This is a genomic window from Arthrobacter sp. NPDC058288 (assembly GCF_042880995.1).
Classification (GTDB): domain Bacteria; phylum Actinomycetota; class Actinomycetes; order Actinomycetales; family Micrococcaceae; genus Arthrobacter.
In genome coordinates this window covers 744,462-767,909 of record NZ_JBHVYH010000001.1, presented here as the reverse complement: position 1 = coordinate 767,909, position 23,448 = coordinate 744,462, and the positions used below count along the sequence as shown (strand labels likewise).

Genomic DNA, 23,448 nt, shown 5'->3' with positions numbered 1-23,448 from the left:
CCGCCCGCTGCATCTGTGCCGGAGCGGACGGGGCGCAAGCCCGCCGTCGTACTCCCAGCAATTCGAAAGGAACGCATCCGATGCGTAAATCACTCTCCCTCCTGGCCACCGGTATTGTCACCGCCCTGGCGCTGACGGCCTGCGGCGGTTCGTCCAGCCCCAGCGCCGAGGTCACCACCCTTGACCCTGCCAAGCCCGCCACCCTGACCGTCGGCGCCAGCCCGGTCCCGCAGGCGAAGATCCTGGAGTTCATCAACCAGGACCTCGCACCGAAGGCAGGCCTGAAGCTGGACATCAAGGAAATCGAGGACTACCAGACGCCGAACACTGCACTGAACGACGGCTCGCTGGACGCAAACTACTACCAGCACCTGCCGTGGTTTGAGGACCAGGTCAAGACCAAGGGCTACAAGTTCGGCCACGGCGAAGGCGTCCACATCGAGCCGTACGCCGCGTTCTCGGAGAAGGTCAAGGACATCAAGGATGTCAAGGACGGCGCCAAGGTTGCCATCACGAACGACCCCTCCAACCAGGTCCGCGCACTCAAGGTCCTGCAGGTGGCCGGTCTCGTGAAGGACATCAAGGACGATTCCTCCGTGCTGACCCTGACCGACGAGCAGAACCCGAAGAAGCTGAAGTTCTCGGAGAACCAGCCTGAACTGCTGATCAACGACCTCAAGGACCCGTCTGTTGACCTGGCCCTGATCAACGGCAACTTCATCCTGAAGGCCGGCCTGAGCACCAAGGACGCCCTCGCAGTGGAGTCCGTTGAGAACAACCCCTACGCAAACTTCCTGGCCTGGCGCGAGGATTCCAAGGACGACGTCCGGATCAAGAAGCTGGACGAACTGCTGCACTCCCCCGAGGTCAAGGCCTTCATCGAGAAGGAATGGCCCAACGGTGACGTGACGGTGGCCTTCTAAGCCTTCCGCTACCCGGCAGAAGCAATAAATCCCCGTCTCCCAGACATTTACCCTTCGCTTTCGGCGGGGATTTGTCCGGGAGGCGGGGATTTCTGTTGCGAGCCGTTTACCCCGCCGGCACCTCTGCCGACGCCGCTGCCCTGGCTGCGGCCGGAAGTGCATCGAAGATCCGGTTCATGGCGGCGTCGTCGTGTGCCGCGGAAAGGAACCAGGCTTCGAAGACAGACGGCGGGAGGTAGACGCCGGAGTCCAGCATCGAGTGGAAGAACGGCGCGTAGCGGAATACTTCCTGGCCCTGGGCGTCGTCATAGTTGTGGACGCCGCGTGCGGAGGTGCCGAAAGCTACCGAGAACAGGTTGCCGGCCCGCTGGATGGAGTGGTCCACCCCTGCGGCATCCAGTGCCGAGGAGAGCGCAGCGGAAAGCTCCAGCGAGCGTGCGTCGATGAACGAGTACACGTCAGGGGTGGCATGGGTCAGGGTTGCGACGCCGGCTGCCATGGCTACGGGGTTTCCGGAGAGGGTGCCTGCCTGGTACACGGGGCCGAGCGGCGCCAAATAGTCCATGATGTCGGCACGGCCTCCGAGGGCCGCCGTCGGCATGCCCCCGCCAATGACTTTGCCGAAGGTGAGGAGGTCCGGGCTCCACGGCTCAGCGGCGTCTGCCGCGCCTCCGGTGAGGCCCCAGTAGCCCGAGTAGCCGGTACGGAACCCGGTGAGGACTTCGTCCACGATGAGCAGGGCGCCGTGTTCGCGGGTAATCCGTGAAAGTCCGGCGTTGAAGCCTTCGCCCGGCGTCACCACACCCATGTTGGCGGGCGCCGCCTCGGTAATGACGGCGGCGATGTTGCTGCCATGGGCGGCGAACGCGGCCTCCACGGCGGCGAGGTCGTTGTAGGGCAGGACCAGGGTCTCGGCGGCGGTGGCGGCCGTGACGCCGGCGGAACCGGGCAGCGCCAGGGTGGCCACCCCGGATCCGGCCGCGGCCAGGAGTCCGTCGAGGTGTCCGTGGTAGCAGCCGGCGAACTTGATGACCAGGTCGCGCCCGGTGAAGCCGCGGGCCAGGCGGATGGCGGTCATGGTGGCTTCAGTTCCCGTGGACACCATCCGGACGCGTTCGGCAGCCGGCACGCGCTCCTTGACGATCGCAGCCAGGTTGGCTTCGTCCGGCGTGGAGGCACCGAACGAGAGTCCGCGGTCCACGGCAGCGTGGACCGCCTCGAGGACGGCCGGGTGGGCGTGGCCCAGGAGCGCCGGACCCCACGAGCACACGAGGTCCACATACTCGGCGCCGTCGGCGTCGGTCAGGTACGCACCTTTTGCGGACACCATGAACCGGGGTGTCCCGCCCACGGAACCGAAGGCCCGGACGGGAGAGTTGACGCCGCCCGGCATGAGCTGGCGTGCACGGTCGAAGAGTGCCTCATTGCGAGGAGAGCTGGAAGTCATGGTTCCTATTCTTTCAGTTTCCGGATTCGTGCCCGGACAGTAGCTCAGCCACCCGCGGTGCCACCGCCGTGCCAAGCAGTTCAATGGACCGCATCATGGCGGTGTGGGGCAGCGATCCGCTGCTGTACTTGAGATCAAAGCGGTCCACGCCCAGGTTCCGCTTGAGCAGGACGATCTTCCGCGCAACCGTCTCCGGTGACCCCACGTAGAGGGCGCCTTCAGGTGTGCACATGGCGTCGAATTCGTGCCGGCTTCCCGGGCCCCAGCCGCGTTCGGCCCCGAGCCTGTTCCGCAGCCCCAGCCAGTGCGGGAAGAACTCTTCGCGCGCTTCCTCGTCCGTCTCGGCAACATGTCCGGGCGAATGGGTGGCCACCTGCTGCATCTGGTGCCCGTACTTGGCCATGGCCTCGCGGTAGAGGTTGGCCAGCGGAGCGAAGGATCGCGGTTCGCCGCCGATGATCGCGAAAATAATCGGGTAGCCGTATTGCGCGCAGCGCAGCACGGACTCCGGGGTTCCGCCCACGCCGATCCAGGCCGGCAGCAGGTGGTGCTCCAGCGGCGGATAGACGCTCAGTCCGTTGATGGCAGGACGGGTCCGCCCTTCCCAATGGACGGGCTTCTGCGCGCGGACCTTGTCAAAGAGCTCCAGCTTTTCCTCGAAGAGGATCTCGTAGTCGGCAAGGTCCAGGCCAAACAGCGGGAAGGATTCGATGAAGGATCCGCGGCCCAGCATGACTTCCGCGCGGCCGCTGGAGATGGCATCCACCGTGGAGAAGCGCTGGAAAACGCGGATGGGGTCATCCGAGCTCAGCACGGTCACGGCGGACCCGAGCCGGATGCGCTTGGTCCGCGCGGCGGCGGCGGCCAGGAACACCTCGGGCGCCGAGACGGCATAGTCCTTGCGGTGGTGCTCCCCCACGCCAAAGGCATGAAGCCCGACGTCGTCCGCCAGTTCCGCCTGTTCCAGCAGCTGGCGAAGCACTTGCGCGTGCGGCACCGGGTGCCCGTCGGGGTACACCCCGACGTCGCCGAAAGTGTTCAGCCCGAGCAGGACCTTCCCGGGGCCAACCGGCGCGGTGGGATTTTCGCCGGGCGCGGCGGCGGGGGCCAAAGGCCCGCCGGTTCCGGTCACGGACGCGTCGCTCATCAGGACTCCTTCAGCCAGCCGGCGAGCTCCGACGCCCAGTAGGTCAGGACCATGTTCGCTCCGGCCCGCTTGATGCCGAGCACGGATTCGGTGATAGCCGCGCGGCGGTCGATCCAGCCGTTGGCGGCCGCCGCCTCGATCATGGAGTACTCCCCCGAGATCTGGTACGCAGCCACGGGCACGGTGCTGATGGCCGCTACGTCGGCGAGGATATCGAGGTAGCTCATTGCGGGTTTCACCATGACCAGGTCGGCACCTTCGGCCAGGTCCAGCTCCACTTCGAGGATGGCTTCGCGGCGGTTGGCGGCGTCCATCTGGTAGGTTCGGCGGTCGCCCTTGAGCTGTGAATCCACGGCTTCCCGGAACGGACCGTAGAACGCGGAGGCGTACTTTGCGGCGTACGCCACCACGGCCGTGTTGGTGTGTCCGGCGTCTTCCAGCGCCTGCCGGATCACACCGATCTGGCCGTCCATCATTCCCGAGGGGCCAAGCATGTGCGCCCCGGCGTCCGCCTGAGCCACGGCCATGGCCGCATAGATCTCCAGCGTCGCGTCGTTGTCCACGTACCCTTCGTCATCGAGGACGCCGCAGTGGCCGTGGTCGGTGAATTCGTCCAGGCACACGTCGCTCATGACCACCAGGTCATCGCCCACTTCAGCGCGGACGTCCCGGATGGCCTTGTTGAGCACGCCGTCGGGATCCAGTGACGCCGTACCCCGGGCATCGCGCTCGGCGGGGATGCCGAAAAGCATGATTCCGCCGACGCCCAGTTCCACGGCCTCGGCCGCAGCCTTCTTGAGCGAATCGGTGGTGTGCTGCACCACGCCGGGCATGGAGGCGATGGGGTTGGGTTCCGTGAGCCCCTCGCGGATGAAAGCGGGAAGGATCAGCTCCGGCGCCGCCAGCCGGTTTTCGGCGGTCATCCTGCGCATGGCCGGGGTGGTGCGGAGCCGGCGGGGGCGGTGGGTCGGGAAGCTCATGTTCTGTCCTTCACGTAGGTCTCGGTGGCGGGCGGTGGGGTGGAATGTCCTGGTGCAAGGGCCTGGATGACGGCGGACACCAGGCCGGATGTTGTGGGTTCCTCAGCGACGGCAGCCACTGGCAGGCCCAGCGACTTCGCCTCAGCGGCCGTTGAACGCCCGATCGCCACGAACCTGCACTCGCCCAGCGGCGACAACCCGGCATGGATGCGGCGTGCCGCGCTGGGTGAAGCAGCGACGACGGCGTGGAGCCGCCCGGCGTCCAGCTCGGCTTTCGCTTCGGCGGGGGTGAGCACTTCTGTTCCCGCCTGCACGACGGCGGAGGCGGGTTCGGGGCTAAAGCTGCGGGCCGGATCGGCCGGATAGTCCACCGTGTGATAGGCGGTGACAGCCTGAACCCTGGCGCCCAGTGATTCCAGCCCCTCGGCAAGCCTGCTGTCGGCGATGTCCGCCTGCGGCAGGAACACGCTGCCCTGGCCTCGCGGCCAGATGTCCAGGAGTCCGACGCCGGACTGGAGCCGGGCCGGGGCCAGGTCAACGGTGATTCCCCGCAGCTCCAGCTCGCGCCGGGTGGCGGGCCCGATGGTGGCCACCTGGACCGAACCGGGCAGCCACCGGCTCAGCGTGGAGCCCCGCTCGCGGGCGAGTTCCTCAAGGGCCTGCACCGTGGTGACGCTGCTGATCACCAGCCAGGTGTATGCTCCTGCGCCCAGGGCATCGAAGGCGACTTCCAGGGAGTGCAGGTCCCGCGCGCGTTCGAAGTCGATCAGCGGGAGCAGCAACGGTTCGGCGCCGGTTTCCCGAAGGGCTGCGAGGAGCACCCCGGCCCGATCCGGGCTGCGTGTGACCAGGACACGGGCGCCCTCAAGCACGCGCAGCCCGTGAGGGCCCTCACCGCGGGCACTGCGCCGCCCCATCATTTGCCCGGCTCCGCCGGTTCAGGAAGCGGCAAGGTCCGCGATGTCGGCTGCACCGGCTGCCAGCAGCGCCTCAGCCAGTTCGATGCCAAGAAGCGTCGCGCCGACCTCGGTGAGCCCGTCCGTTGCCCGCTTATCGCGGACCGAGGCTGACCCGTCGACAGCGCACACTGCGGCCTCCAGGTAGAGCATGCTTCCCTTGCGGAAGGCGTAGGCGCCCACCGGGGCTGCGCATCCCGCCTCCAGACGGGCCAGGAGTGCCCGCTCGGCCGTAACCGCGAGCCTGGTGTCAATGTCGTCCAGGGCTGCCAGCGCCTGGGCCAACGCGGCCTGGGACCCCTCGGTGGAGCCCGGCCTTCGCGGAGCGTCGGCAGTGCGGCACTCGATGGCAAGCGAACCCTGGCCGGCTGCCGGAAGCATGACATCTGTTTCGAGGTATTCGCTGACGGTGTCCAGCCGGCCGATGCGCTCAAGGCCGGCTGCTGCCAGCACGACGGCGTCGAGGTCGCCGGATTTGCCCTGCACCACCGCATCCGTGGAGTTTCCCGGCAGGCCGGGAACACGCCCCAGGCGGGTGTCCACGTTGCCGCGGATGTCCACGACGTCAAGGTCGGGACGGGCCGCACGGAGCTGAGCCGCGCGCCGCGGGGAACCGGTTCCCACCCGGGCGCCCTGCGGAAGGTCGGCCAGCTTGAAACCGTCGCGCGCGCAGAGCACGTCCCGGACGTCGACGCGCTTCGGCGTCGCAGCAAGGGTCAGCCCGGGAGCGGCGCCGGTGGGCAGGTCCTTGAGCGAGTGCACGGCAACGTCGCATTCGTCCCGCAGGAGCGCATCCCGCAAGGCCGCCACAAAAACTCCCGTGCCGCCCATCTGCGAGAGCGAACCGGTCAGGACGTCGCCGTCGGTCCTGATGTGCACCAGTTCCACGGGGAAGCCGCCAATGGCGGCGAGCCGGTCGGCTGTTTGCTGGGTCTGGGTCAACGCCAGCTTGCTGGCACGCGTCCCGATGCGGACCGTCACAGTAAGTCCTGTCCCGCCGCCTGCTCAGCCGGGGTGTCAGCCGAACCCGACGGGTAGGGTGCGTGGCCTGTCCCCACGGAGGTGTCAGCTCCCGCGATGGTGGGCTTCTCGCCCCGGAAGTTGGCGCAGCAGCCGGGACGGCAGACGTCGTACCAGGGGCCCAGGTCAGTCAGGTGCGGCCGGTCGGCAATGTTGTTCGCGGCAGTGCGCTCACAGACCAGGTCAACGATGCCGCTCACGAATTTGCGGTGGGTGCCGGGTGTGGGCACACGGGTCGCGGACAGGCCGAGGTTCCGGCAGGTTTCCAGTGCTTCGGTGTCCAGGTCCCAGACCACCTCCATGTGGTCGCTGACGAAGCCCAGGGGAACGATCACGATGCCCTTGACACCCTGGCCGGCGAGCTCCTCGATAGCGTCGTTAATGTCCGGTTCGAGCCACGGAACGGAGGGAGCACCGGAGCGGGACTGGTAGACGAGTGACCATGGAGCCGTCAGGCCGGATTCTTCCTCGACCCGGCGGATGACCTCGGCGCCGGATGCCAGGTGCTGCGCCACGTAGGCCGAGCCCTCAGCGAACGTGCGCGGCTCGCCCTCGGAGCGACCGGCGGCTTCGGCGTCACGCGTGGGAATGGAGTGCGTGGCGAACAGGATGTGGACCGGCGCGTCCGGGGCACCGGCGGCCGCAAGCTGGGCGCGAACATCGGCAAGTCCGGCCGCGGTGCCTTCCACGAAGGGCTCCACGAAGCCCGGGTGGTCGAAGTACTGGCGGACCTTGTCCACTTCCAGTTTTCCGTCCAGGCCGGTCTCGGTCAGCGCCATGCCGATGTCCTCGCGGTACTGGCGGCAGCTGGAGTAGCAGGAGTAGGCGCTCGTGGTCACCATGAGGACCTTGCGGTGGCCGGCGTCGTATACGTCCTGGAGGGTCTGCGGAATGTACGGGTCCCAGTTCCGGTTGCCCCAGAAGACGGGCAGGTCAATGCCCCGGGCCGAAAGTTCCGCTTCGATCCCGGCCTTGAGGTCGCGGTTCTGCTGGTTGATCGGGCTGATGCCCCCGTTGGCACGGTAGTGGTGGGAGACCTCTTCAAGCCGCTCGTCCGGGATTCCGCGTCCCCGGGTCACGTTGCGGAGGAAGGGGATGACGTCATCCTGGCCCTCGGGCCCGCCAAATGAGGCGAGGAGGACGGCGTCGTATTCCTTCGGGGCCATACGCCCGGATTCGGTGACCGGGTTGACGGCCGTGACTGAGGCCGGTGCCTCCTGTGATTCAAGCGGGCTCATGCGAGGACCTCGGCGATCTCGCCGGCGGTGACCCGCCGGCCGGTGTAGAAGGGAATTTCCTCGCGGACGTGGTGCCGGGCCTCGGTGGCGCGCAGGTGGCGCATCAGGTCTACCAGGTCCACCAGTTCGGGGGCCTCAAGGCCGAGGATCCATTCCCAGTCGCCCAGGGCGAAGGAGGAGACGGTGTTGGAGATAACCTGCGGGAAGTCGCGGCCCAGCAGTCCGTGGTCGCGAAGCATGGCGCCGCGTTCCGCGTCCGGGAGCAGGTACCACTCGTAGGAGCGGACGAACGGGTACACGCACAGCCATTCGGCCGGTTCCACGCCGCGGGAGAATGCCGGGGTGTGGTTCTTGGCAAATTCCGCCTCGCGGTGCACGCCCATGGCAGACCACGCGATCTCCGTTCCGGCGAAAAGCGTGCTGCGGCGGATGTCACGGACGGCCTGCTGCAGGGCCTCGGGCTTGGGCCCGTGGAGCCACACCATGATGTCCGCATCCGCACGCATCGCCGAAACGTCGTAGCTGCCCCGGTGGACCACTCCACCGTCTGCCAGACGGCCCAGCAGCGCCTCGAAGTCCGTGGCAGCATCACCGCTGCGGGTGACCTCGGAGGAGCGCTTGAATACCGTCCAGAGGGTGAAGAACTGCTCTGTTTCTTCGGCTACTGAATTTTCGGTTTTACTGACAGATTCGGCAGAAGTGTGGCTCATGGTTACCAGTCTGCCCCTTCAGTGGCACCTAAGTCGAAACAGCATACTTCTACAACGTGTAGAAGTGTGGAATTTCACATGTTTCGGTGATCCGCCCGTAAGGGACAGCGGACGGCCGGCTCAGATCCGGCGCATCCGGACGTAGGCAACCCCTGCGGCGCAGGCAAGTGCCACAAGCCCGGCACCCCACCAGACCTGGGGCGACAATTCGCCCACGGGCGAGACACTCACGGCCGACCGCATCACCGGCGCACTGGACACGCCGTAGCCCGGGCCGGACAGCGGTACGACGCCTGCCGAGGTCAGGATGGCCATGTTTGCCGGACCGAACACATTCGTGGTTATCCACGCGGAGGCCGGAGCAGCCGCAGCGGGCCCCGCGGCCTTGCTGCCTGATGGCCGTGCCGTCCCAACCGGGTCAGGCACATCGGCCGGGGAGCCGGGCGTGATTGCCCCGGTGGCGGGAGCACCAGGTGCGGAAGTTCCCGGAAGAAGTGGCGGCGCCGCAGGAGTGCCGGCCGGTGCCGATCCGGTGGCCGGTGCAGGTGCGGCAGGCACCGGCGCAGGAGCTGCAGCTCCTCCGGTGGGCGATGGTGCGGGAGTGCCCGACGGCGGAGCGGTGCCTCCGGAGGGCGACGGCGCAGCCGGAGACGGGGCGGGCGACGTCGGTACAGGCGACGGTGCGGGCGACGCCGGCTCGGTCGTCGGGGACGGTGATGGCGTGGGCTGCGTCCGCTGTCCCGGCGGCGTCGTTTTGCCGTTGCCCGGTGCGGACGGGCGGGTGGGGTCCGGCTTGGGCCCGAGGACCACGGAGGCCCAGACGTCCAGCGAGGGAACGCCCGCTTCCACGGACGTCGTAGCGGCGTCAGCGCCGTCCGTGGTGTCCGGAGCCGGGACGAGTGAGACAGCGTTCGATGCAGGCACACCTGCGGAAAGGACTAGTACCGCTCCGAGCGCCGCTGCTGCAGTGCCGCGCCGAAGACCCCCATGGAAACCAGTCAGCGTTCGAGTTTCTTCGGACTTCTGAATGACCATAGTCATCGACCCTAGCCAGAAATTCGTGCCATTAGAAACTTGCAAAGAAGCCCGGCACGCGTTACTCGCGGGCTAGCGGAGAGCGTCCCCGACTTGCCTCCTGGTGTCATCCACCACAGCGGCCAGGCCGTTGCCCGCCAACCACCCGCCCACCATCACGAGGCTTCCTTCAGCGGCGCAGACCCTGCGGACCTCCGCTACCCGCTGGCGATGACCCACGGCGGCGAACGGCAGCACTCCGCCCCAGCTGACAACGTCCCAGTCGAGCACGTCATCGGCTGTGACAGGGACCGTCAGGAGGGAGGAAGCATCCCGTAAAGCAGCCTCAAAAAGTCCCTCGTCACCGCCCCCTGGCCCTGCACCGCCCGGCAGTACGGCGGCGGCATCCTGCGCGCCGGGGCTGCCGGCCTGCCGCAGGCCCTCTCCCCGCCCATAGGACAGCCGGACGACATGGGTGCCCGGCCCCGACGCCTCCGCGAGCCAGTCCCATTTCGCGGTGGCGTGGGTCAGCGCCTTTGCCTGGATGCCGGGCGTCTGCGGCGCCACGAGGATGCCCGTTCCGCGCGGCCGGCGGTCCAGTTCCGGAAGGTCAACAACAAGCGTCACGAGCTTTACATCGGGGCCGGCATCCGGCCGGTACGCAGTCAAACCGGGCACGGCATCCTGCAGCAGCCCGACGGCGGAGGGGCCGTCAAGCGCTACCACGAGCAGGCCGGCGTCGTACATCCGCTCCCCCGCGGAAACCCGCCAGCCGTCCGCGGTCCTTGCCACCGTCTCGGCACGGGTACCGGTCAGGAGCGTCACGCCGCGGCGCTGCAGTTCGGCCACCAGCGCAGTGACCAGCGAGTGCATGCCGCCCCGCAGTCCTGCGACGGCGGATCCGGCTTTGGCACCCTGCGCAACCGTCCCCCGCCGCTGGGCGGCGACTGCGGCTGCCAGGGAGCCATTGGCCCGGATTCCGGCCCGGAGCCCGGGCGCCACCATGTCAACGTCAAGCAGTGCAGGATCGGCTGAATGCACGCCGCCCACCACAGGCTCCACGAGGCGTTCCAGGACGCGGCGGCCCATCCGCTGACGGACGAGGGCCGACACGCTGGTGATGGCGGCGCGGGTACCCACGCCGGCCGGAAGGATCTTGTCCAGGGAAGCGCGGACGGATCCGGCGAGCCCCAGGGTTCGTCGGACCTCGGCATCCCACGGGTTGGCCGGGATGCCCAGCACCCCCGTTTTGGGCAGTTCCCGTGCGCCCTCGGGGAGCTGGACCCAGGCGCCGCCCGGATGTGGCGAAACAATGGCGCCCGCGATGCCGAGCTCCGCCGCGAGATCCGCCACAGCACTCGAGCGGGTGGCAAAGGACTCAGCTCCGCTATCCAGCGTCAGGCCGCCCACCACGTGGCTCCCCACGCAGCCACCCCAGGCCTCGCCGGCTTCCAGGACGGTGACCTGCCGGCCGGCTTTGGCAAGCTCCAGGGCAGAGAGCAGGCCCGAAATTCCGCCGCCCACCACCAGGGCCGTAGTAACGGACGCTTCCGGCGTGGCTGCGCTCACCATTTACTCCGGGGAAATCGAGTGAATGAGTTCGACGACGCGCGTCAGGACGTCCGGGTCGGTCTCCGGCGGCACGCCGTGGCCCAGGTTCAGGACATGGCCGGGCGCGAAAGATCCTGCCCTGATGACGTCCCGGACGTGGGCCTCGAGGACCGCCCACGGGGCTGACAGCAGCGCCGGGTCGATATTGCCCTGCAGCGGCACGGTGCCGCCCAGCCGGCGGTTGGCTTCGTCCAGCGGAAGCCGGTAGTCAACACCCACCACGTCGACGCCGACGTCGCGCATCGCCACCAGCAGCTCTGAGGTTCCGGTGCCGAAGTGGATCAGCGGCGCGCCCAGGTGCCGGACGTGGTTCAGTGCGCGGGCGGAGGCCGGGGCCACGAAGCGTTCGTAATCGGCCAGCCCCAGCGAGCCCGCCCAGGAATCGAACAGCTGGCCCGCGGAAGCGCCGGCTTCCAGCTGGGCGCGCAGGAACATGCCGGACGCGTCGGCAGCCCAGTTGGCCAGCGCAGTCCAGGTTTCCGGATCGGCGTGCATCATGGTGCGCGGGCCGAGGTGGTCCCGGGAGGGCTTGCCTTCCACCATGTACGCGGCCAGGGTGAACGGCGCTCCGGCGAACCCGATCAGCGGAGTCTTGCCCAGCTGGGCGACGGTGAGCCGGACCGCTTCCCGGATGGGCTCCAGCGCTTCCCAGGTCAGCTGCGGGAGCGCCGCGACGTCCTCGGCAGTACGGACCGGCTTGTCCAGGACCGGGCCAACGCCCGGAACGATGTCCACTCCGACGCCGGCGAGCTTCAGCGGAATCACGATGTCCGAGAAGAAAATGGCTGCGTCGACGTCGTGACGGCGCACCGGCTGCAGGGTGATCTCGGAAGCCAGCTCGGGTCGCAGACAGGAGTCCAGCATGGCCACCCCTTCGCGCACCTTCAGGTACTCCGGCAGGGAACGGCCGGCCTGCCGCATGAACCAGACGGGACGGCGGGACGGCTTGCCGCCGCGGTAGGCGGTGATGAGCGGCGAATCAGACGTCCGGCCGTCCATCAGCGGGTGTCCTGCATCCAGGGTGGCACCGGAGAAGGGGACGTCGGCTACCGTGCCGTTGGACGTTGCAGCGCTTGAAGTCATGACTCCGATTGTCCCTAAAATCGCTCCCAAAAGATAACGACAGGCTGTCATCCGCGCCCCCTCGCGGCCCGCCGTGGCGGGAATCACAGCGTCCGGTGCGCTTCGCCACTGTGCATTGTTGTTCTCCGCCGTGACTCGAAAGCTATGATTGTGATGCTGTGGTTCTTTTTTCATTGGTGGCTACACACGCCGACATCGACCTCGAAACCGTTGCTCAATTGAGCACCGGTGCTTCCGAGCTGGCTACATCCGCACTCTCCGGGTCGCCGGCAGTGAAGGGTGCGGTGGTGCTTGCCACCTGCAACCGCTTCGAAATCTATGGTGAAGCGCCCCATCCTGATGACGTGGAAGCGGCACGGGCCGCCCTCGTCGCCCAGATCAGCGAACGCACCGGGCTCAACGAGCAGTTGGTGTCCCGCTCATTCAACACGCGCACCGGCGGCGAGGTCAGCCAGCATCTTTTCGCCGTGAGCTCCGGCTTAGACTCGGCCGTGGTGGGCGAACGCGAAATCGCGGGACAGGTTCGCCGCGCGCTGATCAATGCCCAGCATGAAGGCACCGCCAGCTCCGGCCTGGTCCGCCTCTTCCAGGCCGCGTCCAAGACCGCCAAGGATGTCGGCGCCCAGACTGCCCTGGGATCACGCGGACTGTCCATCGTCTCGGTGGCCCTGGATCTGGCCACTGACCTTTCCGAGAACCCCGACTGGTCCACCAAGAAGGCCGTGGTCTTCGGTACCGGCGCCTATGCCGGGGCCACCATGTCGTTGCTCCGTGAACGCGGATGCACGGACATTTCCGTCTTTTCCTCCTCCGGACGCGCCGAAGGCTTCGTGGCCACGCGCGGAGGTACGGCCCTCGACGCCGATTCACTTCCCGCCGCAGTGGCCGCAGCGGATGTCATGATCGGATGCAGCGGCTCCGACACCCGCGTTGAGGCGGAGGAGCTCGCCCGCGTACGGGAGAGGTCCGCCCAGACGCTGATCGCCATTGATCTTGCTCTCACGCATGATTTCGATCCGGCCGTCGGCGAGCTCGACGGCGTTGAGCTGCTGACGCTCGAATCCGTGCGGCTCGCCGCTCCCCAGGAGCAGGCCGAATCGCTGGCCCAGGCCAGCGGCATCGTCACCGGCGCCGCGGCAGCCTTTGAACAGGAACGCGAAGCCAGGTCCGTCGACTCGGCCATCGTCGCCCTCCGCCGCCACACCATGAACGTCCTCGACGCCGAAATGGAGAAGGTCCGGGCACGCCACGGCTGCACGGCCGCTGCCGAGGAAGTCGAGTTCGCTCTGCGGCGGATGGTCAAGCAGCTGTTGCACGTCCCCACGGTCCGGGCCCGTGAGCTGGCCTCCAACGGGCAACAGGAGCAGTACATCGCGGCACTTGATGCGCTGTACGGGATCACTGTTGAGCAGCCGGCCGCCGCTCCGGCCGCCGAATGCCCCGTGGACCACAGCCGGGCAGGCCACGAGCCTGCTGATGCGCGGCGGGAGACCGCCTAACGGCCCGTACGCCGGCCAGGCTCGAACGTCAGCCGAAGGCGCTAATACCGGTCATCTGCGCCGAGAGCGCCCACAGGCGTGCTGCATCCGACGGATCCACCGCGTGCGCATCCACTCCCCTGATCCGGGCTCCGGGGGTTCCGGTCCGGGTGGGCTCCGCGATGTCGCAGTCCTCGCAGTAGACCCCGCCCATCCCCTCCAGCAGCGGAGACGTTGCGGCCCACACCGAGGTTGCGGCACCCTGTTCCGGGGTCTTGAACCTGGCATCGACGTTCCCGTTCTGGTCCATCCAGCCCGCGGCCACCATCTCCGCCCGCGGCAAGTGGCGCTGCAGTTCAGTCATAATGCCGCCGGGATGTACGGCGAAGGCCCGAACGCCCGAGTTCCGGCCGAGATAATCCAGTTGCACGGCAAAGAGGGAGTTGGCAGTCTTGGCCTGGCCATAGGCTTTCCATTTGTCGTAGCCGGCGTCGAAGTTGATGTCGTCGAAGCGGATGGGCGAAAGCTTGTGCCCGGTGGAGGATAGCGAGACCACGCGTGCGCCCGTCCCGGCCGCGAGGGCGGGCCACAGCAGGTTCGTCAGCGCGAAGTGGCCCAGATGGTTGGTTGCGAACTGTGACTCCCAGCCGGGGCCGACCCGTTGCTCGGGGCTGGCCATGATCGCGGCGTTGTTAATCAGGATGTCCAGGCCCGTGCCTGATTCTTCGGACGCCGGAGACAGGAAGCTGTCGGCAAAGGCCTGAACGCTTGACAGGTCCGCCAGGTCCAGGGCTGACACGCCCACACTTCCGCCCGCCATCAGGGCCGCCGGCGAGCCCGACTCCGGGACGGCAATCCCTGCCGCTTCCAGAACCCGCCGGGCGTGGTCCGGCCTCCTCGCCCCCACCAGGACGCGGGCACCGGCGGACGCCAACGCCCGGACCGTCTCCAGCCCGAGGCCGGAGTACCCGCCCGTCACAATGGCCGTCTTCCCGCCGAGGCCGATGCCGGCAAGGACCTCTGCTGCCGTCGACTCCTTGCCGAATCCCGAGCCGATTTTTCGCTGCGGGGTCCTGTTGTTGTCCTGGTTCATGCCTGGTCCCCTCTCGGGCGGTGGTTCGACTGCTCAGAGTGCTGCTCAGTAAACCGGCTTGCCCGGTTCCACTTCCCGCACCCAGGCCAGGATGCCGCCGTCGAGGTGGCTGACCCGCTGGTAGCCCGCCTTGCGGGCCGCAGCCAGAACGGCTGCCGAGCGCGTCCCGGCCTTGCAGTGGAACACAATGTCCTTGTCCTGGGGCAGCTCCGCCCAGGCCTCCCCTGCCAGGATCCTGCCCTGCGGGATGAGGACGGACCCGTCGATCCTTACGATGTCGTGCTCACCCGGTTCCCGGACGTCCACGAGGTCGAAGTCCTTCAGCCCGGCTTTTCGCGACGCCAGCATGGTGGCCAGCTGCGTGGCCGTGACAGTGTTCTCTGTGGCCGTGGCTGCCTCCGGAACTATTCCGCAGAACGCCTCGTAGTCTGTGAGTTCCGTGATGCGCTCGGCTGCCGGGTCCCGTGCCACTTTGATCTCCCGCCAGCTGCCGCCGAGGGCGTCGAACAGCGCGACGCGCCCCAGCAGGGAACGTCCGACGCCGGTGATCAGCTTGACCGCTTCGGTCACCATGAGCGAGCCCACGGCGGCGCACAGCATCCCGAACACGCCGCCCTCGCCGCAGGACGGCACCGAACCGGCCGGCGGTGCTTCCGGGTAGAGGTCGCGGTAGGTCGGGCCGTGCTTCTCCCAGAACACGCTCACCTGGCCGTCGAAGCGAAAGATGGAGCCCCAGACATAGGGCTTGCCGAGAATGGCTGCGGCGTCGTTGACCAGGTAGCGCGTGGCGAAATTGTCCGCGCCGTCCAGGATGAGGTCGTAGTCCGCGAACAACTCGAGTGCATTCGAGGCGTCGAGCCGCACATTATGGAGCTGAACATCCACCAAGGGGTTGAGCGCGGCAATGGAGTCGCGTGCTGACTCGATCTTGGACCGCCCCACGTCCGCAACGCCGTGGATGACCTGTCGCTGCAGATTGCTCAGGTCAACGGCGTCGTCGTCGATGATTCCCAAGGTTCCCACGCCCGCGGCGGCAAGGTAGAGGAGTGCCGGCGAGCCCAGTCCGCCGGCTCCAATGACCAGGACCCTGGCGTTCTTGAGCCGGCGTTGGCCTGGCGTGCCGATCTCCGGAATGATGAGGTGGCGGGAGTAGCGCTCCACCTCTTCGGCGGTCAGGGCATCCGCCGGTTCCACGAGAGGATCCAGGGTTGCAGGGACAGCAGTTGCGGTGATCGTGGAAGCCATACTTCAATGTATGCCCGAAGATGCCGCAAGGTCATATTACCCGCGCGTAAAGTGTAGGTAACTGCAATGGAAAGAAGGCCAACAGTGGTTCATCATGCACCGGTTGATCGGACACAGGCCGGGAAGGCAGCCGCGGGACAAGCGCGGACCGGCGGTGCGCGTTCGGCGCGGCTCCCGCGTGACGAACGACGCGCCCAGTTGCTGGCGGCCGCCCAGGAAGTCTTTGTGGCCAACGGCTACCACGGCGCCGCCATGGACGAGATCGCTGAAACCGCCCATGTCAGCAAACCGGTGCTTTATCAGCACTTCCCTTCCAAACGCGAGCTCTACCTCGCCCTGCTGGACAGCCACCTCAGTGCACTCACGGACCTCATGATGGGTGCGCTGAATTCCACCGACGACAACGACGAGCGCGTCCAGGCGGTCATGCGTGCCTACTACCGCTTTATTGCCAGCGACGACCAGGCCCACCGGCTGGTGTTTGAATCGGACCTGATCAATGACAGCGATGTCAGTTCCAGGCTTGAAACATTCAACAAGACTTTTGCCGACGCCATTGCGCGGGTCATCGCCGAGGACACCAAGCTCCCTATGCTGGAGGCCCAGTTGCTGGGCCGTGGACTCGCCGGCATGGCCCAGGTCAGCGCACGCTATTGGCTGGAAACCGACGGGAACCTGGACATCGATGTGGCCAGCGACCTGATCTATCGTTTAGCTTGGCGCGGAATCTCGCGCTTTCCCAAGGAAACCTAGACTACAAATAGAGAACACCTTTAGAACTTTGATTGGCTGGGAGGCCTCGCTGTGGAAGTAAAGATCGGCATTCAGAACATTGGCCGCGAAATTGTGCTGGAATCGGCTCAGGATGCTGACTCGGTGGCAAAGCTCGTCGAGGAATCCATTAGCAAAGGCGCTGAACTGCGCCTGACTGACGAAAAGGGCCGCGTGGTCATTATTCCCGCCAATGTCCTGGGTTACGTTGAGATCGGCGCCGAGGAAGCCCGCCGCGTCGGTTTCGGCCAGCTCTAGGCCACAGCTTCACCTCGTCCCGAACCGCCCTGCAGCAAGGAGTTCGCTGAATGCTTTCCCTGGTAATCGTGGCCCTCGTGACCGTGGCCGCAGGTTTTGTTGTCTGGGCCAACGACAGGCGGCATGCGAAGTACGGCATCGGCATGCCGGCGGGCGTGGCGACTGCCGTGGGGATGCTGAGCTGGATCATCTTCATGGCCGCAGGGCTTGGTTACCAGCCGGGCCTGACGTGGATTCCGTGGGTGCTCCCCATGGTCCTGGGCACCGGGGCGGCTCTCGCCGCCGCGGTGTACCTGGGCCGGAAGCGTGCCCTGTATGACACGAAGGAGCTCACCGCGGCACTGCGGCTCTAAATAAGCGCTGCGGCTCTAAGTGCTGGGGGCGCGGGGCGGGTACTTGGCTGGAACGGCCACCGCTGCCACGGCGGCGGCAGCGGAGCTGACGGCCGCCGCCGCGGCAACGTCCCGCCCTGTCACCTGCGTGCCGGCGTCGTGGGACGTAAAGCGGATAAACACCCTGTTGTAACGCCAGTCCAGGTCCGGGTGGTGGTTTTGTTCCTCAGCCAGGCGCCCGACGGCGGCAATCAGCTCAAGCGCAGCGGCCGCGGTCGGAGCCTTGAAGACGGTCACCAGGCCACCCGATTGGTGCCGCCAGTCGGGCAGCTCTGCGAGGGCGGCGTCAATCTGGGTTTGGTTGAGAGTGTCTTCCGTGCCTGTCACCGCTGGCTCCTTGGATGGTACGCCTACAGGAACTCCGCCCGGCCTTCCATTGCCGACGAGGCAAGAGCGTGCTCGCGGCGCGGGATCCGTCCTGCCGCTTTCGCCAGCCTACCGGCGATGACTGCGTGTTTGAAGGCCTGCCCCATCATCGCCGGGTTCTGTGCCCGCGTCACCGCTGTCGCCAGCAGCACCGCGTCGCAACCCAGTTCCATGGCGAGCGCCGCGTCCGACGCCGTGCCGATGCCCGCATCCAGCACCACGGGGACGGAGGCCCGGGAAACGATGAGTTCGATGTTGTGCGGGTTCAGGATGCCCAGGCCGGTGCCGATCGGGGACCCGAGCGGCATGACTGCGGTGGCACCGAGGTTCTCCAGTCGAAGTGCCAGCACGGGGTCGTCATTTGTGTAGGCGAACACTTTGAACCCGCGGTTTACCAGCTGCTCGGTGGCGTCCACCAGCTCCACGGCGTCCGGCAGCAGCGTGTGTTCGTCGGCAATCACTTCAAGCTTCACCCAGTCCGTCTCCAGCGCCTCCCGCGCCAGTTCCGCCGTCATCACGGCGTCCCTCGCGGTGAAGCAACCGGCTGTGTTGGGCAGGACCCTGATGTTGTGGTCCACCAGGAGCTGGAACAGCGAGCCTGTTTCCGCCGGCGAGTAGCGGCGCATGGCCACGGTGGTCAGCTCCGTGCCGGACGCGATCAGGGCAGCCCCCAGTCCGTCCAGGCTGGGCGCACCGCCGGTGCCCATGATCAGCCGTGATCCCAGCGGGACGCCGTCCACGATGAAGGGGTCCGCTGCCGCCTGCTGCCCGGTCCCTGCCGCGCCTGCAACCGTTGTTCCTGCCATGATGCTCAACCTCCCTGTACCGCGGTAACAAGTTCGACGTCGTCGCCCTCGGCCAGTGCCGTGACGAACCACTGGCTGCGCGGCACCACCTCGGAATTCCGCGCCACCGCCACCCCCAGCTTTTGGCCGTCGGCAGCCTGCCCGTTGGGCGCGAGGTTCCTGCCGGTGACCTGGCTGATGAGGGTGGTGACGGACGCGCCGTCGGCCACCGCATGTGCCGTGCCGTTCAGTGTGATGTTCATGCTGTTTCCTTGTTCGGGTCAATTGTGACGGTGTGTACGGGCGTTGCCGGAGTTGCCGGTCCGGCCGAAAGGCCCGAAAACCGGTCGGGCCGGAACGGAGCCCAGCGTGGATCGGTGTCGCCGTCCATCAGTTGCCTGCAGATGGACGACGCTGCAGGGGTGAGCAGGACGCCGTGCCGGAAGAATCCGGTGGCAATGATCAGGCCCGCAATATCCAGGCCGGTTCCGGCGTCTGCCACGCGGCCCAGCAGCGGCGCGTTGTCCGGGGTCCCCGGGCGGGCCCTCGCCGTGGCTTCGAGCAGTTCCAGTTCGGCGACGGCGGGAACCAGCACCTGCGCGTCGCGGAGCAGCTGGTAGACGCCGCCGGCGGAGACGGCCGACCCTGCGGGGGTTGAGGATCCTGCAGGCGCGGCCATGGCGGCAGCGGTGCCCGCTCCTGACAGCGCATCTTCACGCTGCGTGGCCCCGATCACCACGGTGCCGTCCTGCCGGGGCACGATGTAAACGGGAACTCCGTGGACCATTCCACGGACTGTGGATGTCACCAGAGGCTGCAGGTAGGCGGGGACACGCAGGCGCAGGATGTCGCCGTACACGGGGCGGAGCGGAAGCTGAAGCCCGGGTGGCAGGCCGTCCAGGGACGCGGCTTCCAGACCGTTGGCAAGGATCGTTTCGCCTGCGTGCACCGTGCCGCCCCCGGCCAGGCTGACGCCGCTGACCCGCCCGTCCTCCCAGAGCAGGCCGGCGGCCCGCTCACGCACGGTGGAGCCGGGCAGGGAATCCGAGATCACGGCAAGGAGCTTGCGGGGATCCACCTGATGGTCTGCCGGAATCTCGAAGGCGCAGGATATCCCCGGGCTCAGCAACGGCTCCTGCGCCCGGGCTTCCCTGACTGTCAGCGGTTCCACCGTCAGGCCGCTGGCCTGCTGGACGCCGCGCAGGTCGGCGAGCGCCCGGCGGTCTGCGGCGTCGGCACCCACGGCGAGGGTCGACGTCGTGAGGTAGCCCGTGCCCGGATCGTCGGCGCCGGGTTCACGGGATTGCCGCCCGGATTCCAGGCCGGCTGCGAATGCCGGCCACAGTCCCGAGGAGTGGAGCATAAGCTCCAGGAGGTCTTCCTCCTGGTAGTGGAGTTCGCTGACGGGGGCCAACATGCCGGCGGCGGCCCAGCTCGCGCCCGTTCCCGGTGCGTCGTCGATAATCATCACAGACCTGCCCGACTGCCGGGCTTCCCAGGCGATGCCGTGCCCGATGACTCCTCCGCCGATCACGGCGACGTCGGCGGTGAGGCGCCTGTCATGCTCGTCGCGGCTGCGCGCGTGCGGGCGGACTGCTGGGGGCTGGGGGGTCATTGTCATCCTTCCCTACGCCGGTACTAACCGGATCAGGTCAAGCGGTCGGCTCTGACGCCCTCTCAGCCCTGCAGCTTTGTGACAGCTGCGGCGGGCTCCCGCGGTACTCCCCCAGTTTAGGGGAACTAGGCTTATGCCATGACCGAGCAAGCTCTCCTGACCGACGCCCGCCTGTACCTCTGCACCGACGCCCGCACGGCCCGGGGCGATTTCGCCGACTTCGTTGAGGCCGCCTACGCCGGCGGCGTCGACATCATCCAGCTCCGGGACAAGAACCTGGAGGCGGCCGAAGAGCTTGAGGTGCTCGAGGTTCTGGGGGCCGCGGCCCGCCGCCACGGCCGTCTTTGGTCAGTCAACGACCGCGCGGACATCGCCTCGCTCTCCGGCGCGCCGGTGCTCCACATCGGACAGAAGGACCTCCCCCTGGCCTCGGCCCGGAAGTTCCTCGGCAATGAAGCAGTGATCGGCCTGTCAACGCACAGCCCCGCACAGATCGATGCCGCCATCGGCGCATCCCGCGGTCCCGCCGGACTGGATTACTTCTGTGTCGGGCCGGTGTGGGCCACTCCTACGAAGCCGGGCCGTGCCGCCGTCGGCCTCGACCTGGTCCGCTATGCGGCAGAAGCCACCCGCAGGACAGCTGCCGGTGCCGGGGGGGCAAGCGTTGACGGAGCGCCCCTGCCGTGGTTCGCCATCGGCGGCATCGACCTGGGCAACGTTAAGCAGGTGGTGGCGGCAGGAGCGCAGCGGATCGTGGTGGTCCGCGCCATCACGGAGGCCGATGACCCCGCCGCCGCCGCGAGCTCGCTGCTGGCAGCCCTCGACGCGGGCGCATCCTGACTATCCGGTCAGGCCGAGCTGCCTCATCCGGCTGGAATGCTTCTCCGCCAGCCCCGCGGTCAGCCCGCTGACCAACTCTTTCGCGGCGGCGCTGTCCCCGCCGTCGATCAGGCTTCCCGGGAAAGCATGTTCGTAGCTCACCCGCTGCGCCTGGGTCAGTGCTTCGCCCAGCAGCCGCCTGCCCCACAGTGCAAGCCTGGAAGCAAGCCTGGGATCATCGGCAAGGGCACTCCTCAGCCGTTCGCGGAGAACTTCCGTTGTCTCGTCGGAAGCCTGGATCTGTTCGATGACGTCCCGTGTTCCGGCGTCAAGATAGCGGGAAATGGCCCGGTAGAAGTCGGCTGATACGGTATCGATCACGTAGGCCTTCATCAGTGATTCGTACCAGTCGGCCGGGCGCGTCCGCGAATGGAAATAGTCCACGGCTGCCTGGAACGGCAGCATGGCATCCTCGGCGTCGATCCCCATGGCCTCCAGGCGGGCGCTCACCAACTCGTAGTGCCGGAACTCCACCACGGCAATCCTGCCGAGCACGGCCCGGTCGTGGAGGGTGGGCGAATACCGCGCGTCAGCGGCGAATCTCTCGAAGGCTGAGAGCTCGCCATAGGCCATCATTCCGAACAGGTCTGCGATGAAGCGGTTGTGGCGAGCGGTGTCGGCCGGGGATGAGCTCATCGTCCAAGACTAATGGCGCAAATAGAGCTAATCTGACTTTCGTGTCACATCATCATCTGACTCCAAGTGTCCACGAACAGACCAACCGCCTGGCCGAAGCGCTGAACGCGCTGCGCACGGAGTTGGAGCTGCCCGGGCCCTTCCCCGATGATGTCCTGCGGGATGCGCTGGCGGCCATTGCGGAGCACAAGATGCCTGATCTTGACCTCACCGACGTGGGCTTTGTGACCATCGATCCTCCTTCTTCCACTGACCTGGATCAAGCCCTCTTCATCGAGCGGTCAGGCGACGGGTACAAGGTTTTCTACGCCATCGCCGACGTGCCGTCCTTCGTGGCGCCGGGAGGAGCGCTCGACGCCGAGACGCGCCGCCGGGGGCAGACGTTCTACGCCCCGGACGGGCGGATTCCCCTGCACCCCGAAGCCATCAGCGAGCAGGCCGGCAGCCTCCTCGCCGGCCAGTTGTGCGGCGCCTTCGTCTGGGAGTTCGACCTGGATGCGGCGGCCCGCGTGGAGTCGGTGCTGGTGCGCCGGGCCAGGATCCGGAGCCGGGCGAAGCTCAACTACACGGGCGTCCAGGCCGACCTGGATTCCGGCAGTGCCGCCCCCGTCCTCCTGCTCCTCAGGGAGGTGGGGATCAAGCGCGTGGAACTGGAACGGCTCCGCGGCGGCGCCAGCCTCAACATGCCGGAACAGGAAATCGAACAGCTGCCCGACGGCGGCTACCGCATCGTGGCGGCGCCACCCCTGCCCGTGGAGGACTGGAACGCCCAGATTTCGCTCATGACCGGCATGGCTGCGGCTGACCTTATGCTCGAGGGCAAGGTCGGGATCCTGAGGACCATGCCCGCCCCGGACGAACGGTCGCTCCTGCACTTCAAGCGGCAGACAAAGGCGCTCGGCAGGCCGTGGGACGGTGAGGCCAGCTACGGCGAGTACCTGCGTTCCCTGGATCCCACCGACCCCCGGCAGCTGGCAATCCTGCACTCCGCCGGAATGCTGTTCCGGGGCGCCGGGTACACGCCCTTTGACGGCAACGTGCCGGAGGACGCCATCCAGTCGGCCATCGGGGCCGCGTATGCGCACACCACGGCACCGCTCCGCCGCCTGATCGACCGCTTCGTCCTGGTGATTTGTGAGGCGCTGAGCAACGGCACCGCGGTTCCCGACTGGGCCCGGGAAGCACTTCCCTCGCTGCCGGAAATCATGGGGGCCTCGGACCAGCTGGCAGCGAGGATGGAACGGCTGGCCCTGGATACGGTGGAGGCCGCCCTGCTCGTCAACCACGTCGGACAGGAGTTCGACGCCGTCGTCATCTCCGGGTCGAAGCCGGGCAAGCCCAACGGGAACGGGAACGGCGGCAACGGGAACGGCAACGGACCGTCCGGCATCATCCAGATCGCAGACCCGGCGGTGACGGCCCGGTGCCCCGGCGAACTCGAATCCGGCACCACGGTCCGGGTCAGGCTGATCTCGTCGGACATCAGCACGCGCGTGATCCGGCTTGAGCTGGTGGAGTGATTGCCGGCTGATTGTGGACTGCGTCCGGGGCGTCAGTCGGTGATGGTTGCGGGCAACAGCTAGACTGAGGGGGTAGTAATGGATGCCCGGTCGTTGATTTCCATGATTTTTGAATTCAACAAGCCCGCCCCTACGCGATCTTGAGATACGCCCGCTGGTCCCCAGTGCCAGCATTTAGATAGCCCGCGATCGGCTTCCACTGGATTTGCTTGCGCGCCCGAGCGTGCTCCGGAACGGCCTCGCGGCCGGCCCCGTTGAGCAAGCAGCGCCAATGCCCAAAT

The 23,448-nt window shown here is 67.3% G+C and carries 24 protein-coding genes and 1 riboswitch; of the genes, 7 read left to right on the top strand and 17 right to left on the bottom strand.

The annotated features are described in order from the left end of the window. The first annotated feature begins 80 nt into the window (after positions 1-80). Entirely contained in the window at positions 81-923 is an 843-nt protein-coding gene (locus tag ACFVWT_RS03605) for a MetQ/NlpA family ABC transporter substrate-binding protein (protein ID WP_390245293.1), read from the top strand. Between the two features lie 106 nt (positions 924-1,029). Here ACFVWT_RS03605 and hemL read toward each other — a convergent pair whose 3' ends face one another. From hemL to hemE, 10 genes are all read right to left on the bottom strand, one after another. Further along, entirely contained in the window at positions 1,030-2,370 is a 1,341-nt protein-coding gene (hemL, locus tag ACFVWT_RS03600) for a glutamate-1-semialdehyde 2,1-aminomutase (protein WP_390245291.1), read from the bottom strand. Between the two features lie 13 nt (positions 2,371-2,383). Beyond that, entirely contained in the window at positions 2,384-3,517 is a 1,134-nt protein-coding gene (locus ACFVWT_RS03595) for an LLM class flavin-dependent oxidoreductase (RefSeq protein WP_390245289.1), read from the bottom strand. Then, on the bottom strand, positions 3,517-4,497 hold the full coding sequence (gene hemB, locus ACFVWT_RS03590) for a porphobilinogen synthase (RefSeq protein WP_390245287.1): 981 nt from the start codon (positions 4,495-4,497) through the stop codon (positions 3,517-3,519). The genes ACFVWT_RS03595 and hemB overlap by 1 nt, the downstream gene beginning before the upstream one ends. After that, entirely contained in the window at positions 4,494-5,417 is a 924-nt protein-coding gene (locus tag ACFVWT_RS03585; RefSeq protein ID WP_390245285.1) for a uroporphyrinogen-III synthase, read from the bottom strand. The genes hemB and ACFVWT_RS03585 overlap by 4 nt, the downstream gene beginning before the upstream one ends. 18 nt (positions 5,418-5,435) lie before the next feature. Then, positions 5,436-6,434, bottom strand: coding sequence for a hydroxymethylbilane synthase (gene hemC / locus ACFVWT_RS03580; RefSeq protein ID WP_390245283.1), 999 nt, complete (start codon positions 6,432-6,434; stop codon positions 5,436-5,438). Then, positions 6,431-7,711 carry a ferrochelatase gene (locus tag ACFVWT_RS03575; RefSeq protein ID WP_390245281.1) on the bottom strand — a complete coding sequence of 427 codons (1,281 nt, stop codon included), beginning with the start codon at positions 7,709-7,711 and terminating at the stop codon, positions 6,431-6,433. The genes hemC and ACFVWT_RS03575 overlap by 4 nt, the downstream gene beginning before the upstream one ends. Further along, positions 7,708-8,421, bottom strand: coding sequence for a hydrogen peroxide-dependent heme synthase (gene hemQ / locus ACFVWT_RS03570; protein ID WP_390245279.1), 714 nt, complete (start codon positions 8,419-8,421; stop codon positions 7,708-7,710). Before hemQ ends, ACFVWT_RS03575 begins: the two co-directional genes overlap by 4 nt. A gap of 120 nt (positions 8,422-8,541) precedes the next feature. Continuing rightward, positions 8,542-9,345 carry a hypothetical protein gene (locus ACFVWT_RS03565; RefSeq protein WP_390245277.1) on the bottom strand — a complete coding sequence of 268 codons (804 nt, stop codon included), beginning with the start codon at positions 9,343-9,345 and terminating at the stop codon, positions 8,542-8,544. Positions 9,346-9,528: 183 nt separating this feature from the next. Beyond that, positions 9,529-11,007 carry a protoporphyrinogen/coproporphyrinogen oxidase gene (locus tag ACFVWT_RS03560; RefSeq protein WP_390245275.1) on the bottom strand — a complete coding sequence of 493 codons (1,479 nt, stop codon included), beginning with the start codon at positions 11,005-11,007 and terminating at the stop codon, positions 9,529-9,531. Next, on the bottom strand, positions 11,008-12,129 hold the full coding sequence (hemE, locus tag ACFVWT_RS03555; RefSeq protein WP_390245273.1) for a uroporphyrinogen decarboxylase: 1,122 nt from the start codon (positions 12,127-12,129) through the stop codon (positions 11,008-11,010). 158 nt (positions 12,130-12,287) lie between these two features. On the opposite strand from hemE, the gene ACFVWT_RS03550 reads away from it, so the two are divergent. Beyond that, positions 12,288-13,628, top strand: a complete 1,341-nt coding sequence (locus ACFVWT_RS03550) for a glutamyl-tRNA reductase (RefSeq protein WP_390245271.1) — start codon at positions 12,288-12,290, stop codon at positions 13,626-13,628. Between the two features lie 28 nt (positions 13,629-13,656). Here the strand turns inward: ACFVWT_RS03550 and ACFVWT_RS03545 are convergent, their stop codons facing one another. Further along, positions 13,657-14,700, bottom strand: coding sequence for an SDR family NAD(P)-dependent oxidoreductase (locus ACFVWT_RS03545; protein WP_390245270.1), 1,044 nt, complete (start codon positions 14,698-14,700; stop codon positions 13,657-13,659). 45 nt (positions 14,701-14,745) lie between these two features. Further along, the gene (gene moeB / locus ACFVWT_RS03540; RefSeq protein ID WP_390245268.1) at positions 14,746-15,945 is read right to left on the bottom strand and encodes a molybdopterin-synthase adenylyltransferase MoeB; all 1,200 of its coding nucleotides are present in this window, start codon (positions 15,943-15,945) and stop codon (positions 14,746-14,748) included. A 66-nt stretch (positions 15,946-16,011) separates the two neighbouring features. On the opposite strand from moeB, the gene ACFVWT_RS03535 reads away from it, so the two are divergent. Genes ACFVWT_RS03535 through ACFVWT_RS03525 form a run of 3 tightly spaced genes read left to right on the top strand, consistent with a single transcriptional unit; the run spans position 16,012 to position 17,327 of the window. Continuing rightward, positions 16,012-16,698 carry a TetR/AcrR family transcriptional regulator gene (locus ACFVWT_RS03535; protein ID WP_390245266.1) on the top strand — a complete coding sequence of 229 codons (687 nt, stop codon included), beginning with the start codon at positions 16,012-16,014 and terminating at the stop codon, positions 16,696-16,698. Positions 16,699-16,749: 51 nt separating this feature from the next. Further along, positions 16,750-16,974: a DUF3107 domain-containing protein gene (locus tag ACFVWT_RS03530; protein WP_390245264.1), complete on the top strand. Its 225-nt coding sequence runs from the start codon at positions 16,750-16,752 to the stop codon at positions 16,972-16,974. 50 nt (positions 16,975-17,024) lie between these two features. After that, positions 17,025-17,327, top strand: a complete 303-nt coding sequence (locus ACFVWT_RS03525; RefSeq protein WP_390245262.1) for a hypothetical protein — start codon at positions 17,025-17,027, stop codon at positions 17,325-17,327. 15 nt (positions 17,328-17,342) lie between these two features. Here ACFVWT_RS03525 and ACFVWT_RS03520 read toward each other — a convergent pair whose 3' ends face one another. From ACFVWT_RS03520 to thiO, 4 genes are all read right to left on the bottom strand, one after another. Next, positions 17,343-17,693: a 4a-hydroxytetrahydrobiopterin dehydratase gene (locus ACFVWT_RS03520; protein ID WP_390245260.1), complete on the bottom strand. Its 351-nt coding sequence runs from the start codon at positions 17,691-17,693 to the stop codon at positions 17,343-17,345. 23 nt (positions 17,694-17,716) lie between these two features. After that, on the bottom strand, positions 17,717-18,538 hold the full coding sequence (locus tag ACFVWT_RS03515; RefSeq protein WP_390245258.1) for a thiazole synthase: 822 nt from the start codon (positions 18,536-18,538) through the stop codon (positions 17,717-17,719). Between the two features lie 5 nt (positions 18,539-18,543). Then, positions 18,544-18,780 carry a sulfur carrier protein ThiS gene (gene thiS, locus ACFVWT_RS03510; protein WP_390245256.1) on the bottom strand — a complete coding sequence of 79 codons (237 nt, stop codon included), beginning with the start codon at positions 18,778-18,780 and terminating at the stop codon, positions 18,544-18,546. Next, positions 18,777-20,138, bottom strand: coding sequence for a glycine oxidase ThiO (gene thiO, locus ACFVWT_RS03505; protein ID WP_390245254.1), 1,362 nt, complete (start codon positions 20,136-20,138; stop codon positions 18,777-18,779). Before thiO ends, thiS begins: the two co-directional genes overlap by 4 nt. Next, positions 20,125-20,244, bottom strand: a riboswitch (TPP riboswitch). Its footprint overlaps the gene before it by 14 nt. A gap of 26 nt (positions 20,245-20,270) precedes the next feature. On the opposite strand from thiO, the gene thiE reads away from it, so the two are divergent. Then, positions 20,271-20,972: a thiamine phosphate synthase gene (thiE, locus tag ACFVWT_RS03500; protein WP_390245252.1), complete on the top strand. Its 702-nt coding sequence runs from the start codon at positions 20,271-20,273 to the stop codon at positions 20,970-20,972. On the opposite strand, the gene ACFVWT_RS03495 is transcribed toward thiE, so the two are convergent. Beyond that, positions 20,973-21,647: a ferritin-like fold-containing protein gene (locus ACFVWT_RS03495; protein WP_390245250.1), complete on the bottom strand. Its 675-nt coding sequence runs from the start codon at positions 21,645-21,647 to the stop codon at positions 20,973-20,975. A gap of 41 nt (positions 21,648-21,688) precedes the next feature. Here ACFVWT_RS03495 and ACFVWT_RS03490 point away from each other — a divergent pair, with 41 nt between their 5' ends. After that, positions 21,689-23,167 carry an RNB domain-containing ribonuclease gene (locus ACFVWT_RS03490; RefSeq protein WP_390245248.1) on the top strand — a complete coding sequence of 493 codons (1,479 nt, stop codon included), beginning with the start codon at positions 21,689-21,691 and terminating at the stop codon, positions 23,165-23,167. The last annotated feature ends 281 nt before the right edge of the window (positions 23,168-23,448 follow it).

What these genes read in the sequence shown, in the direction of transcription:
- ACFVWT_RS03605 (WP_390245293.1), top strand. Translation starts at nt 81, where the DNA reads ATGCGTAAATCACTCTCCCTCCTGGCCACCGGTATTGTCACCGCCCTG.
- hemL (WP_390245291.1), bottom strand. Translation starts at nt 2,370, where the DNA reads ATGACTTCCAGCTCTCCTCGCAATGAGGCACTCTTCGACCGTGCACGC.
- ACFVWT_RS03595 (WP_390245289.1), bottom strand. Translation starts at nt 3,517, where the DNA reads ATGAGCGACGCGTCCGTGACCGGAACCGGCGGGCCTTTGGCCCCCGCC.
- hemB (WP_390245287.1), bottom strand. Translation starts at nt 4,497, where the DNA reads ATGAGCTTCCCGACCCACCGCCCCCGCCGGCTCCGCACCACCCCGGCC.
- ACFVWT_RS03585 (WP_390245285.1), bottom strand. Translation starts at nt 5,417, where the DNA reads ATGATGGGGCGGCGCAGTGCCCGCGGTGAGGGCCCTCACGGGCTGCGC.
- ACFVWT_RS03575 (WP_390245281.1), bottom strand. Translation starts at nt 7,711, where the DNA reads ATGAGCCCGCTTGAATCACAGGAGGCACCGGCCTCAGTCACGGCCGTC.
- hemQ (WP_390245279.1), bottom strand. Translation starts at nt 8,421, where the DNA reads ATGAGCCACACTTCTGCCGAATCTGTCAGTAAAACCGAAAATTCAGTA.
- ACFVWT_RS03560 (WP_390245275.1), bottom strand. Translation starts at nt 11,007, where the DNA reads ATGGTGAGCGCAGCCACGCCGGAAGCGTCCGTTACTACGGCCCTGGTG.
- hemE (WP_390245273.1), bottom strand. Translation starts at nt 12,129, where the DNA reads ATGACTTCAAGCGCTGCAACGTCCAACGGCACGGTAGCCGACGTCCCC.
- ACFVWT_RS03545 (WP_390245270.1), bottom strand. Translation starts at nt 14,700, where the DNA reads ATGAACCAGGACAACAACAGGACCCCGCAGCGAAAAATCGGCTCGGGA.
- moeB (WP_390245268.1), bottom strand. Translation starts at nt 15,945, where the DNA reads ATGGCTTCCACGATCACCGCAACTGCTGTCCCTGCAACCCTGGATCCT.
- ACFVWT_RS03535 (WP_390245266.1), top strand. Translation starts at nt 16,012, where the DNA reads ATGGAAAGAAGGCCAACAGTGGTTCATCATGCACCGGTTGATCGGACA.
- ACFVWT_RS03525 (WP_390245262.1), top strand. Translation starts at nt 17,025, where the DNA reads ATGCTTTCCCTGGTAATCGTGGCCCTCGTGACCGTGGCCGCAGGTTTT.
- ACFVWT_RS03515 (WP_390245258.1), bottom strand. Translation starts at nt 18,538, where the DNA reads ATGGCAGGAACAACGGTTGCAGGCGCGGCAGGGACCGGGCAGCAGGCG.
- thiS (WP_390245256.1), bottom strand. Translation starts at nt 18,780, where the DNA reads ATGAACATCACACTGAACGGCACGGCACATGCGGTGGCCGACGGCGCG.
- thiO (WP_390245254.1), bottom strand. Translation starts at nt 20,138, where the DNA reads ATGACAATGACCCCCCAGCCCCCAGCAGTCCGCCCGCACGCGCGCAGC.
- thiE (WP_390245252.1), top strand. Translation starts at nt 20,271, where the DNA reads ATGACCGAGCAAGCTCTCCTGACCGACGCCCGCCTGTACCTCTGCACC.
- ACFVWT_RS03495 (WP_390245250.1), bottom strand. Translation starts at nt 21,647, where the DNA reads ATGAGCTCATCCCCGGCCGACACCGCTCGCCACAACCGCTTCATCGCA.